Here is a 13,439-nt window from a genome sequence, read left to right as displayed (position 1 = left end):
ATCGTTTGCGGATGTCACGCAGAAAACTATATAAGCGCACCATTATATAGTCTTAAACAAGACACCTTCTCTCATAGTATAAATTCTTACTTAAAAGCAACGCTTGAAAAGTCTAAGCCCAAACATCTTTCTAAATGGACAAAAAAAGAAAAAATTATAAAATTAATTTCCTATTTGGAACAGTGACCAGGCCAAAATTATGTATAATTAGAAGGGTATCATACATAAGAATGGGGAACGTGATATGGGAATCGGTATACTATTGGAAGAGCTTATCGATATAGCACAAACCTCTAAAACTGATTTTGCGATAAGCATGAATATGACGCCCAGTGGATTAAGCAAAATCCTGACCGGGAAAAGACTGCCTTTGTTCAGGGAAAAAAGGATCTTCTGCAGGCAAGCTGCTAATTATTTTGCTGAAGCCATCTATGGTCGGGGGTGTTATCTCAAATTCGAAACGATCTTTCCGGTGATCTATGATTTCAGCTCGCACTATGAACTGGAGATGTTTTTGGCCTATGCCATCGAATACGAATTGGATAAAGTTTTATCCACAGAGAACAACATCAATCTGGATTACCCGGAAAGAGAATTCGGTTTCCTGGGCAAGAAAACGATTCTGAATATGTTTTGTGTGATTGTTTCAGATGCCATCGTCGATAAGGGCGCCGATCCTTTAGAGTTTTACAGCACCCTGCCTCTGTTCAACCGCTATTACTCCGATATCTTCCAGCGCATCAAAATAGTAACCTCTAAAAAACGCAAGAACATCTCCTTCAATCACTTGTTTAATATGTCATCTCTTGAGACCACCTACGACGCTTCCTACAGTAATGTTCTTTTTCCTCTTGTCGCAGCCCAGCAGTATGTTGATTTGAATTTATGGCAAATCAACAAAGAAATTGATTCCTCCTTTTTATTAATGAAGGGACAATTTCTCCTACTGTTCAGTATTCAGATTGATGGAACACCTCTTATGGTAGTGATCACTCATAAAGGTTATTTAGCTTCTTTTTTTAATTCCCTGATGAAGAAGGACGTTAAAAAAATCAGTTACAGCAGAAAAGAAGCCATTGCCGCCTTAGAGGCCAATTCGCCCCTCTCTGACCGGCTGATCAATACCCCCATCGATGCTGTCTATAATTTTATATCCATCGGCTATTTAGTTGAAAAGCAGGATTTGGAAACTATGGAAGGCCATGAACTCGTCAAAGAGAAGATCTTGAAGCTTTTTAAGAATATCCTTGTCAAAGAAACTACTTTTTTCGTCACACTGGATGCCATGATGAGTATTTTCGCTACAGGTAAAGCCATCGTCCCCCTCATGGGCGCCGTGGATATTGCACCTGAACAACGTGTTTCCTATCTCCAGCGCTTTGATTCCTATATAAACGAGGAAAGTCGTGATAAAATCAAGATTGTGAACAGCGAACAGCCTAAAGTCGCCGTGCTCTGTTCACAAGGATTAAGCCTGATTTACTGGATTGATCATGACTATGAGTCCGAGAAAATTTATTGTTTTGAAACGGATGTGATCAATAACCTCCTGGACCGCGAAGTGGCTGGGAGTACTTTGTCCATCATGGATTTCAGCCCTGAATTATGGCAATCTTATCTTGACGAGTTATTAAAGACCAAACTACGTAACCTGTGATACACTCATGAGGTGAAACGAATGATGTATTTAGATCAGTTTACCTTTCCCGACGGGGACAGGGAGTTTGGCTTCTTCCTGGACAATGTCAAACGAACCTGTTACGACTCCTATTATCCTTTTCAGGTCTTTCCGGGACGGGGGCTGGAAAGACTTGATTTCGATCCCATCACCATTTTATATGGAGGAAACGGCTCAGGAAAATCAACCCTCTTAAATGTGATTGCCGAAAAAGCGGGAATTCCCCGGGATTCCATCTATAACAAATCCAATTTCTTCCCCGACTATGTCACTATGTGCGGGATGGAGCTTAAAACTGCCCTCCCGGCAAACAGCCGGATTATTACCAGCGATGATGTCTTTGACTATATGCTCAATATACGCAACTTAAATGAAGGGATTGACCGGAAACGGGAAGAGCTTTTTGGCGACTATCTGGAAGCGAAATATTCCCAGTTTCAATTAAAATCCCTGGCAGACTACGAGCAGTTGAAAAGAGTAAACAATGCCCGGTTTAAGACTCAGTCCCGTTTTGTCAGAAGTGAATTGATGGATAATGCCCGTGAATATTCCAACGGGGAAAATGCCTTCCGCTATTTCACAGAAAAAATAGAGGAAAAGGGCCTTTATCTACTGGATGAGCCTGAAAACAGCCTTTCCCCAAAACGTCAGCTGGAATTAATGAAGTTTATTGAAGACTCGGCACGGTTTTGGCAATGCCAGTTTATTATCGCTACCCATTCCCCCTTTCTCCTTGCCCTGAGGGAAGCCAAAATCTATGATCTTGATGAAAATCCCGTGACTGTAAAACGATGGACAGAGTTGGAAAATGTCCGCATCTACTATGATTTTTTCAAAGGACATCAAAACGAATTTTAATCCTAATGGCGCACTAAGCGAAATCTCCTGCAAGCCAATGCTCACAGGAGATTTTTTGTATAAAGAAAACATCTGCCGGCAAATCCGGCAGATGCAATGATCATTCCGATATTCTTTTCCCGGTCAGGACTAATCGACTTTAAACCTGCCGATAAGTCCCTGCAGCTCATTGAACTGCTCTGACAAAGTCGAACTGGCCTTAGCAATTTCCTCGATGGAAGCCGTTTGCTCCTGGATCGAAGCCGACGCCTGCTCCGCTCCGGCTGCATTTTCCTCTGCCACAGCCGCCAGGGTCTGAATCATATCCAACACTTCATTTTTCTTGCTCTCCATCTGTTTTCCTTCCTCACTGATGTGACGAACAGATTCCGAAGAGTGCTTTATGGCTAGGGCAATCTCCTGATATTTGCTTTCAATCAGGCCGACCTTCTCGGTCTGTTCCTGCAGAATCAACTCCACCTGACCCATGGTCTTTACGGCACCGTCGGCGTTTTGCTGCAGGTTCCTCACCATCTCGTCAATAATCATGGTGGAGGAGGCGGACTGTTCCGCTAGTTTTCTTATCTCTTCGGCTACAACACTAAAACCTCGGCCATGCTCCCCGGCTCGGGCAGCCTCTATCGCCGCATTTAAGGCCAGCAAATTGGTTTGACCGGCGATGGCGGTGATCAGGCTGCTGGCTTCGCTTATTTTATCCGAGCTCTCGCTCGTCTTCAGGATACGCTCCGAAGCACTTTGGGTAGCAGCGCTGCTGTCCTTGGTCCTATCGGCCAGATCATTAATGATCACTAACCCTTGACCGACAAGTTCATTCACTTCTTGAGAAGAAGCAGCAACTGCTTCAAGCCCCTCCTCATTTTCTTTAAATAACTTGCTAAAACTCACCATATGGGCAGAACCCTCTGTTGTTACCGCGGCCTGTGAAGAAGCTCCCCGCGCAATTTCGTTAATCGTCTGTGCTATTTCTTCCGCAGCCGTGGCAGACTGCATGGAAGATGCCGTCAGCTCTTCGGAAGCAGAGGTAACTTCTGATGCCAACTCTTTTACCGAAGCGATAATATTGCGTACGGTGTCAGTAAAGGTATCAAAGTATAATCCCATCGTCCCCAGCTCATCTTTAGAATGAAGATTGACCCGTTTGGTCAAATCCCCATTTCCTTGGGCAATGTCCTTCAGAATTGTAATCATACTATTCAGAGGCTTAACCACTATCTTTTGAATGACGAAGATCGTGGCGATACTGATTAAAATGATCATGCCGAATAAGAGCGTCGTCTCAATAAACATAGTACTAATTCTGGTGGCGATCGTTTGATTGCCCTCATTATAATTCTGCCGGACACCATCAATTAACTTATCAATGCTGTCTTCCATCTGTGCGGCATAGGGATCAAATTTTTCCATATAGAGATTACCTGCTTCAGTCCCATCCTGGATATAGGTCTGAGCCATGGTCACTCCCATCTGATAAAATCCATCCAGATCCTGAGTCAGAAGCTTTGCTGTTTCAGCTTCAAGCCCCAGCTCCTGCAACTGCTGAATTTCTTCCTTTGCACTTGCATAATGTACAGCCGCCTCATCAAAGCCATCATCAAAACCGGGCATCCCCCGAGTCGCGGAAATATCCGTTAGCCACTGCTGAATCTGGATGATATCTTTTTGCAGGGCCAAAGAAGTCAGCAGTAGAGGAACATTTTTGTCCTCATGTTCCTGCGTTGTCTCTTTAATGGCATTTAAGCCGCCTAGGGTAAAGACCATCGATAAAACTGTAGCCACGACAATTCCCAACATCATTATCCCTAATTTTGTTCTAATCTTCATTCCTCAATCCACTCCTTTCCACGGGCTCTTCCCTTTCCAGCCTTCGGAAGTTCTCCCCCATCAGCAGCACTGCAGAAATGGGGAACCCCTCCAAACTTGCTCCCCTATTATACGTCTGCAAATTATATAATTCAATCCTAATTAAGAATTGTTATACAATATACTTGCAGATTTATTTTGAGTTCTTACCATATCAAAAGCGGGGTATTTTCGTCAGAAAATACACCCGCTCTTTTTTATGCGTTGTGACTTATGGATGGGTCAGAGGTTTTAAAATGGCTTCACCCTCTCCGGTTATCGGATGGCTGCGGTTAGACAGCTCGCGCTGTAGCTCCTGTTCAATTCTTTTAATGTACTCCAATGTATACTTATACTCCGCATTGTAGCTGATGCCGCATAAGGTTTTATCATATCTGGAGAAAGACATCAACGCGACCTCACCGTTTTCACCCTTAATATCGAATTGGATGCTTGGATCGTTGTTTCCGTAGCCCTGACCATTGTATTCCACCGCTGCCACTGCGCCATGCACCACATTGAGGGTCTCTGCAGTTTTCTTTGCCAACTCTATATATTCCTGGGGATTTTGGGCGAGGGTTGCATCATAAGCTACTGAGACCTTTTCTTTTAAGGTTCTCTCTCTTACTACAGAAAATAATTCACCTGTCACAGAATCGACAGTGAAGGAATAGCTTCGCTCGCCGTCGATCAGTACATCGGCATACCAGCTCGAGCGGGGAAGGTTCTCGTTAGCCTGCTGATACCCCATTTCCACTACCTGTCCCTCCAGGCTCACCCCGTATACACTCCAAAGAGCCTGTGCTCCGATCTCTGCCGCCGCTTCCTTTGCTATATCCTTAGAGGTTGGAGTTTGCTTCTTATAATACTCAAGGTCAATTGCCCCCACCCTATAATTCGCTTTCTGGTAGCCTTCCGGCAAGCTGTTCTCCGCAGTAGTGGATGACTGTTCCATGGAGCCTGCATAATTGGTGGGAATGGCATTTGTTTTGTTATATTCTGCCGCTACAGCGATTTGGGTTATCCCCTGGAATACCATCGTGGTTGCTCCGATAAGCAATGCGGCTGCCAAAACCGTCTTTTTCAAACGTTTCCCTTCTGAACTGCTCGTTTTCATCTACATCTCTCCTTTATTGATTAATTTGTGATCACAGTAAGCAGTATAGGAAACCTGCATTATCGAATCGTTATCGAGTTGTTATGAAGTTGTAAAAGTAATTTTCGCTGTTGTCCCTTCCCCCGGACGACTGGTAAAGCTCAACTCCGCATGATGACTCAAAGCAATTTGCTTGCAGATGGCCAGCCCCAATCCGGCGCCGCCGTCGCTCCGGTTCCGTGATTTTTCTCCACGGTAGAAGGGTTCCGTAATCTGGGTGAGGACTTCGGGGGTCATGCCCTTGCCGTTATCCTTAACGGTGATGACTTTCCTACCCTCTTCCATGACAGCACTCACTATAATGTGCCCCCCTTTTTCACAGGCCTTGATCCCATTGTCAATCAAGTTGATCAATAAGCTTTCCAGCAAAGCGGCGTCTCCCCAAAGCGTTCCCACTTCCATGATGAATTCTATTTTTATGTCTTTACCGGCAAGCCTGCCGTAAAGGGTTTGGCTGACCGCCTCAAAGAGGCTGGCTACTTTTAGTTCTTCCCAGTCGATTGGATTATTCTGCAGATTGGCCACGGCAAGAAGCTGCGATGCTATGGTTTGCAGGCGGCGGCTTTCCGACATGATGTAGTTTAAGGCCAACAGCCGGTCCTCTTCCGACAAAACAGCCTTTTCCATGTATTCGGCATAGCCATAGATAGCGGTCAGGGGGGTGCGGAGTTCATGGGCGAAATTATCAACAAACTGCTGCTTTTTATCTGCGGCATCCTTAAGCTCTGTCATTTGGCGCTGAATTTCCTCCGCCATGTGATTAAAGCTCTGTGCCATTTCGGAAAGTTCATCCTGTCCGGAAACGGTCAGCCTGGTTTCATATTCCCCGTTGGCGATATCTCTTGAGGTCTGGGAAATTTGTGTCAGAGGCCGGAATATCCGGTTCAGTACCAGCAGAAGGCCGAGAGCCAGTAGAACAGAGAGCACAAATCCTCCGAGAAATAGCATATTTTTCAAATGATTCCACGCCGTAATCCCTTCAGTTGTATCGTAGAGGTAGACCAAGGTATAAGAATCATAAGGAAGAGGGAGCTTTCCTGAGACGATGACATAGGTTTTATCGTTTGCTTTCCGTACCGTTGCCAGCCGGTTACCGTTCTCCGGAGGCTCCAGGAAATTATTCTGCACTATCATGGCATCCTTGTTGGAATAAATAAGCTGACCCTCCCGGTAAAGTGCAAGCCCCGCCTTGTTATCCCCAGAGAGATAGCTGTAAGGCTGAAGTAAGGAAGTAATGGAACTCTTGACATCTGTCCCCCGGCTTTCCACAGCACGGAAATCCTTGATCAGAGCGGAGGCAATAAAGTAGTGTTCGCCCAAGCTCCTTTCCTCAGCCCGGTTTATCGTATCCCTGAACATGGTATTGGAAACAAAGAAGATACCAAGGTTAAAAAAGATCAGGAAAAGCCCCAGGGTTGTTAAAAAGGTTCGCTGTTTCACCGGCTAACCTCCAGACGGTACCCAAGCTTGTATACGGTTTTTATCCGCTCTTCCCAGCCCAGCTTTTTACGCAGCTTTTGGATGTGTACATCCACGGTCCGGGTATCTCCCTCGAAATCATAGCCCCAAACCAGTTCCAGCAGCCTTTCCCTGGAGAGTGCGATATTCCGGTTGTTGACAAGCACTTCAAGGAGCTCATATTCCTTGGGGGTGCACTCCACCAACTGTCCGTCATGAAATACCTGACGGCTGTCAAAATCGATCCTTACTCTACCTGCTTCAAAACAGCTTGCAGCTTTCTGAGTACGCCGGAGAACCGCTTCAACGCGAGCCAGCAGTTCCAGCATTTCAAAGGGTTTTGTCAGATAATCATCCGCACCCATTGACAAGCCCTTGAGCCGGTCCGGCAGGCTATCTTTGGCTGTCAGAAAGATAGTGGGTGTGTTTTTCGCATGCTTTATTACCTCAAAGCCGTCCAGCCCCGGCAGCATAATATCTAAAATTATCAAATCGTAGGATTGGCACTGTATTTCCGATACAGCGGTTATCCCATCGAAAACAGAGGCACAATGATGACCTACAAGCTGCAGATTTCTTTTAACCAGCTCATTGATTGCCTCCTCATCCTCGACGATTAAAATGGATGCCATTGATCCACCTCCCTATAATATCTTTTGATTTTCTTTGAATATCTCGCTTTTTCATAGAATTCCTTACCAAACAAACTAGCTCACCACGGATAGAATTCGCATAGAATGCCTAATTCAGAGAATTTGGGTATAGCAAAGCAAACGTCTGCTTTTTTAGCATATGTTGGCCGTTGTAAACCCATTATTCTCACGGTGGTAAACCTCCCATGTCTAACAGGGTCAAGATGATAAATCCGCCCTAAATTCCTTCGTTCCACCTATCCATGATTGGGTGTCAGTTATGCTCCTCAACCGAGTCTTTGCTCTAATGGTGATTTATCCGACTGACTACCAGCTCTTTTGTCTGCTAGGCTACCTGGATTGTTCACTTCTGCGGTGACGCTTACTCACAGACCGTTTGTTTTTGTGATTTCGCTGCTATTCTGTTACGCTGCTGAATACTCAACTGGACGATGAATATCTTGAATCAGCTTTTTCGGGTCATAGTCTATACCCTTTGTTAATAGGGCATAGAACACCCGAATCAGTTTACAGCTTAAGGCTATTAACGATTGCTTCTTCTTCAGTGGATTCTTGGGCCTTGTCGTATAGTAGGTGTGTATCTCTGCAAACTCTGCGTTTTTGGCGACTAGCGGCATCACTGCTTGAAATAGAATCGCCCTCAACCGCGCTCGACCTCGCTTACTGATGGTGGTCTGTCCCTTGTGCTTGCCCGAGCTACTTTCTCGCAAGGCTAGGCCCGCTAGCTTTTGAATTTGCTTTGGAGAATTAAAGCGTCTAATATCTCCCACTTCGGAGAGAAAACCTGCCACGGTAACGAGGCCAACACCTTTAATTTCAAGCAACTTGGCTACTTCGGGTATCTGACGGCACAACCCATCGATGGTTTCAGTGACTGCCTCATATTGTGCTGTTTTAGTATGATAGTCTTGCAGTAATAGCTGGATTTCCATTCGGGAACAAGACTCTCCTTCGGTGCAACCAATGCTCTTCTGAGCAGCTTCATACAGGCTCTTAGCCCTTTTCATTCCGACTGCTCTCAATTTGTTGTCTCTCCAAATTCGGTTGATTCCTTCTGCTCCAAGTCTTTCAACATCCCTAGGTAGCGGGGCAACTTGCAATACCAGCATGCTACTCGTGGCATCAAACTTTCCAAACACCGTTTCATGCTCGGGAAAGTAGATTTTCAGCCACCGTTGAACACGATTTTTTATACTGTTCATTTCCTTTTGGATGCGCATCCTACAGGCCATTGCTATTCGCAGTTCTGCATAGATTCCTTCCGGGATATAGGGCTCATTGTATCTGCCCTCGATGACCAGCTTAGCGATGGTCTTGGGATCCTTAGCATCCGTTTTGCTGGGGTGGTTGTCATCAAGCTCCTTACTACGCTTTACATGGAACGGGTTGACGAGGACCAGCTTAATACTTTGCTCTTTTAGGTAAGATGCCAGGCTAAACCAGTAATGACCGGTTGGTTCTGCGCCTACCACTATGCATTCCTTTTGTGCTTGCCTTTTTAAACGTTCAATCCATGCATGGAAATCCTTGAATCCTTCAGCGTTGTTTTCAAACTTGAATACCTTGCCCAGCTCGACTCCTCGCCAGTCAAATGCCCTGGCATAATGAAGCTCGCTGGCGATGTCCACTCCGATCACAATACTTCTTTCAGATAGTTGCTTTAGCTTCTCGTTTTGTGTAAAATTCATTTGGGATGACCTCCGTTATTTTGATTGGATTCTGTTGGCCAACAGTCCTTTCAAATTGTAACGTGAGGTCTTCTTTTTGACAAAGATCATTTTTGACTACTACAGGAATGCTCCTTATTACTCGATAGTATCACTATTATGTTATAGAGTTGTAAAGTCAATTCTATTTGGGAAGTTCATATTCAAATTAGTAACTATCATTAATAACTACAAACAGATAAAAACGGGCTGAAAAATGTACTTTTTCAACCCGCTACACGACAGCCACTCAGCCTAATGCACAACTTTATTCTCCAAAAAAGAGAGAACTTTTTCACAGTATTCTGTATCCAAATCTACGTTTTCTATATCATGATTCAGAATAATGAAATGCCCCGCTAAATCAGATTCACGCAGCCATCCCTCACATTGTTCCGGCGCCGCTTTTAGTAGACGATTCATATTTTCGTATGATACTTCCGTATCATTAGCACTTGCAATAAACAGAGCAGGTCGTTCACCAATATTCTCTACTTGTTTGATTGGCTTTACATCATTTACTTTATCACCAAAAACAGTTTGCAGTGACAACCTGACAAGGGGCTTTTCAATATCACAAATAAACCTGGGGATATTATATTGCTTCATCGTGTCAACGACCACATCTTCAAAGCTGGAATAGGCAGACATTGCAATCAAACCTGTTATTTCGTCTATCTGGCCAAATGAATTTATAGCGATAGCCCCTCCCATAGACACACCGTGAATGACAATTGGAACACCTTTATAACGCTCCTGTTGTTTAATGTAATCCACAACAGCTTTTACATCGGCTGCTTCTTCATAACCAAGGCAGACCCTGTCTCCGCTGCTGTTCCCATGTCCACGAACCTCTAAAAGAAAAGATGCATACCCCTCACTTTTTATCCATTTAGCGTGACCATAAAAGTAAGTTACGGATGGTTGTCGGATCCCAGACAAATAAATGATAACTGCTTTCGGACTTTCAACTGTTACCTCTGACGCCCAAACCTCGTAATTATCCTCTGTTGTCAATATCATATCATTAGATGTCAATACAAAATCCGACGAGGTATACATTTTCTGAAGCGGGTGATCCTCAATAACACCATAATCAACATGTCCGTTAGTAGTTAAGTGAACAGCGACAGGCGGCGCAACCAATAACATTAATACAAAAATAGCTGCAAGAGCAATAATCACCATTGCCGCCGTCTTCTTAATTATTTTATTCACAGGATTATGCCTCCCAAATAAAACAAGAACTATGATCAATAGCTTGATCCTAATTATACAACTTTTTCCCATAACATCACAATCCTGCAAAATATCCTTTTTACCGGTCTACCTCTTACTAGAACTATCTAGGGGCATATAGGCAAAATTCAAGGAATTACCCGATAAACTTCTGTTCTATTACATCATACATTCCACGGGTGGTTATGCGTATTTCCGGGATGACCGGCAGCGCGATAAAGGACAGGGCTATAAAAGGATGGGTATTGGCAGGTACCCCCATCTCATGAGCATAGCCGATCATTTTATTCAAGGTATTTTCCACGGATTCGTATCCGGCATCACTGATTAAGCCCATAATGGGCAGAGGCAGAGTTGCCAGCACCTTCTTATCACGGATAATGGTATATCCCCCCTGAACTCTCTGCAATTCCTGCAAGGCGAGAAGGAGGCTTTCATCGTTGTCACCAATAGCCACGATATTATGAGAATCATGAGAAACGCTGGTGGCTATAGCTCCATTGTGAAGGTTAAAACCAAGAACAGGAGCCACAGCGAAGTGTCCCGTATGTTTATGGCGTTCAACCACAACCACCTTGTTGTATTGAGCATTGGGAACAAAATAGTTATCTTCGGAGGGCAAAATCCCCTGCAGATGCTTGGTTGTGATTTGGCCTTCGATAATTTGAATCAAGGAGGATTCAGAGGTATTGACGGCTAATTTCAGATCATCCGCGCTGAGGTCGGGAATGTGAACCGTCTTGCTTAGATGTTCTGAACAGGGCTTAATTGTAATTTCCTTTTCAAAATTAACTTTTTTCCCCTTGTGGTAAACAGAATGGACCGATACCTCTTCCAGGCTGTCCAGCACCACAAAATCCGCCTGATATCCCGGTGCAATAGCCCCCAGTTCCGTCAGGTTGTAGCACTTAGCCGTATTGATGGTCGCCATTTTGATGGCTTTGATAGGAGGAATACCTAAGGCAATGCTCTTCTTAATGTTATAGCTGATGTGGCCTTCCCTTTGAATATCATTGATATGTTTGTCATCGGTACAGAAGGAAAAGCTCGCTGTATCCATGTTATCTTCCAGAATCCCCCGGACAATCGCCTCAAGATTTCTAGCGCCGGAACCCTCACGGATCAATACCTGCATACCGTTGCGTATTTCCTCCAAAGCATAGGCATAGTCGACGCATTCGTGGTCCGTCTTGATTCTTGCCAGGGCGTAGGCCGCCAGTTGCTTGTCCTGCAGATAGGGAGCGTGCCCATCTTTTATTCTATCCTGGAAAAGACGGAGTTTTTTTACCATCTCTTCTTCTGCTTCTATGACCGACACATAATCCATGACCTCACCTAAGCCCAAAATACGCGGGTTAGCCAGGTAGCGTTCCATCTTTTCCGCTGAAAAAATGCAGCCGTTTTCTTCAAAAGATACCGCAGGAACACAGGATGGCAGCATCAAAAATACATTAGCATCCAAATCCTCGGTCTGGTCAATCATGTAATCAAGACCTTCTTCACCTGCCACATTGACCACTTCATGGGGATCAATAATGAAGGTGGTTGTTCCCCATTGCAATGCGGAGTGAATGAGTTCCGGCGGAGCAACCAAAGTTGATTCCAGATGAAGGTGTGCGTCAATGAATCCCGGACACAAATATTTGCCGCTCAAATCGATTTCTTCCAGGCCATCGTATTTCCCGACCCCTACAATCATCCCTTCTTCAACGGCCACATCTCTGACAAGGATTTCCTCTGAGAATACATTGACGACCTCGGCATTTTTTAGTACAAGCTGTGCCTTCTCACGTCCCAGCGACTTTGAGGTCAGCTTTTTTAAATTGTCGTAGTTCATACACCATACCTCCTTAAAAAGTAATAAAAAAAGATCATAAAACATCTCAAATAAAACACAGCCAACAATTAAAAATCGCCGGTTGTATTTCATTCAAAATTCTTATAATCAACTATTTACGGTAGCTGGTAGAAACGTTCAACCTATTATGAACTTATATAAAAATTTTACTATTAAATTAAGTTTTCCTCTGGTCTTTATAACCCTTGTCGATAATTTTTTCTAAATTATAATCAGCTAAAGTGCAAATGTCAAGGAAAGAACAGTATATGTTATAATAGACGGTAGATGGAAATCAGGAGGATAGATTATGAGCATCGCCGTCAGAGAATTCACCCATGAGGATATTCCAGCTATGATTATGATCTGGAACGAGGTTGTTGATACCGGGATCGCCTTCCCCCAGATGGAACCCTTGGACGAAAAGAGCGGCCTGGATTTTTTCGGCAGCCAGTCCTTTACCGGAGTAGCCATCGAACAGAATACAGATAAAATGGTCGGATTGTATATCCTCCATCCGAACAATGTGGGCCGATGCGGACATATATGCAATTCAAGCTATGCCGTAAAAAGCGAAGAACAGGGAAAACGTATTGGGGAGACTTTAGTGAAGCATTGTATCGCCAAAGCTAAGGAAATCGGGTTTCAGATATTGCAATTCAATGCCGTCGTAAGCACCAATACGGCAGCTCTTCATTTATATGCTAAGCTGGGTTTTGTTCAGCTTGGCGTCATTCCGAAGGGCTTTCTCATAAAAGATGGAAGCTATCAGGATATCATTCCCCATTATATAATGCTATAAAAAAACGCGATGGTCGGCTGATGGTTAAGCCGGCCAGTTTTGTAGAGAAAGGGGTGGTAATATGAGCCGCGAACGGGGAAAATGCTGCTCTTTGGCGCCATAGCTGCCTGCGCTGTTCTGGTGGCCGGCCTTGGGAGCGCTGTGCTTTGGCAAAATTTCTTTCCTTCCGGCGGCAAGGTCGGAGGCGGCGGCAGTCGTCACAGGCACTTCCCC

The 13,439-nt window shown here is 44.5% G+C and carries 10 protein-coding genes and 1 riboswitch; of the genes, 3 read left to right on the top strand and 7 right to left on the bottom strand.

The features are described from left to right. Positions 1-244 precede the first annotated feature (244 nt). Complete coding sequence (locus tag DESPCE1_RS0107410; RefSeq protein ID WP_019850013.1) at positions 245-1,657, top strand: hypothetical protein; 1,413 nt, start codon at positions 245-247, stop codon at positions 1,655-1,657. 21 nt (positions 1,658-1,678) lie between these two features. Then, complete coding sequence (locus DESPCE1_RS0107405) at positions 1,679-2,536, top strand: AAA family ATPase (protein WP_019850012.1); 858 nt, start codon at positions 1,679-1,681, stop codon at positions 2,534-2,536. A gap of 129 nt (positions 2,537-2,665) precedes the next feature. Here the strand turns inward: DESPCE1_RS0107405 and DESPCE1_RS0107400 are convergent, their stop codons facing one another. The 7 genes from DESPCE1_RS0107400 to ade all read right to left on the bottom strand — a co-directional run bounded on the left by DESPCE1_RS0107400 (position 2,666) and on the right by ade (position 12,424). Beyond that, positions 2,666-4,357: a methyl-accepting chemotaxis protein gene (locus DESPCE1_RS0107400; RefSeq protein WP_014793474.1), complete on the bottom strand. Its 1,692-nt coding sequence runs from the start codon at positions 4,355-4,357 to the stop codon at positions 2,666-2,668. Positions 4,358-4,607: 250 nt separating this feature from the next. Beyond that, on the bottom strand, positions 4,608-5,492 hold the full coding sequence (locus DESPCE1_RS0107390; protein ID WP_019850010.1) for a hypothetical protein: 885 nt from the start codon (positions 5,490-5,492) through the stop codon (positions 4,608-4,610). A gap of 81 nt (positions 5,493-5,573) precedes the next feature. Next, on the bottom strand, positions 5,574-6,971 hold the full coding sequence (locus DESPCE1_RS0107385) for a cell wall metabolism sensor histidine kinase WalK (protein WP_019850009.1): 1,398 nt from the start codon (positions 6,969-6,971) through the stop codon (positions 5,574-5,576). After that, positions 6,968-7,621, bottom strand: coding sequence for a response regulator transcription factor (locus DESPCE1_RS0107380; RefSeq protein ID WP_014793471.1), 654 nt, complete (start codon positions 7,619-7,621; stop codon positions 6,968-6,970). Before DESPCE1_RS0107380 ends, DESPCE1_RS0107385 begins: the two co-directional genes overlap by 4 nt. Positions 7,622-8,046: 425 nt before the next feature. Continuing rightward, positions 8,047-9,330, bottom strand: coding sequence for an IS110 family transposase (locus tag DESPCE1_RS0107375; RefSeq protein WP_019849557.1), 1,284 nt, complete (start codon positions 9,328-9,330; stop codon positions 8,047-8,049). Between the two features lie 273 nt (positions 9,331-9,603). Further along, positions 9,604-10,566, bottom strand: coding sequence for an alpha/beta hydrolase (locus DESPCE1_RS0107370; protein ID WP_019850008.1), 963 nt, complete (start codon positions 10,564-10,566; stop codon positions 9,604-9,606). Positions 10,567-10,723: 157 nt separating this feature from the next. Next, positions 10,724-12,424: an adenine deaminase gene (gene ade / locus DESPCE1_RS0107365; RefSeq protein ID WP_019850007.1), complete on the bottom strand. Its 1,701-nt coding sequence runs from the start codon at positions 12,422-12,424 to the stop codon at positions 10,724-10,726. Between the two features lie 85 nt (positions 12,425-12,509). Then, positions 12,510-12,606: riboswitch (purine riboswitch) on the bottom strand. Positions 12,607-12,734: 128 nt separating this feature from the next. On the opposite strand from ade, the gene DESPCE1_RS0107360 reads away from it, so the two are divergent. Beyond that, positions 12,735-13,226 (top strand): GNAT family N-acetyltransferase, encoded by a 492-nt coding sequence (locus DESPCE1_RS0107360; protein ID WP_019850006.1) that lies wholly within the window; start codon positions 12,735-12,737, stop codon positions 13,224-13,226. Positions 13,227-13,439: the final 213 nt, after the last annotated feature.

It is taken from the genome of Desulfitobacterium sp. PCE1, from assembly GCF_000384015.1.
In the GTDB taxonomy this organism is placed as follows: domain Bacteria; phylum Bacillota; class Desulfitobacteriia; order Desulfitobacteriales; family Desulfitobacteriaceae; genus Desulfitobacterium; species Desulfitobacterium dehalogenans.
Note: the sequence above shows the minus strand (reverse complement) of the source record. Positions and strands in the feature narration are given on the sequence as shown.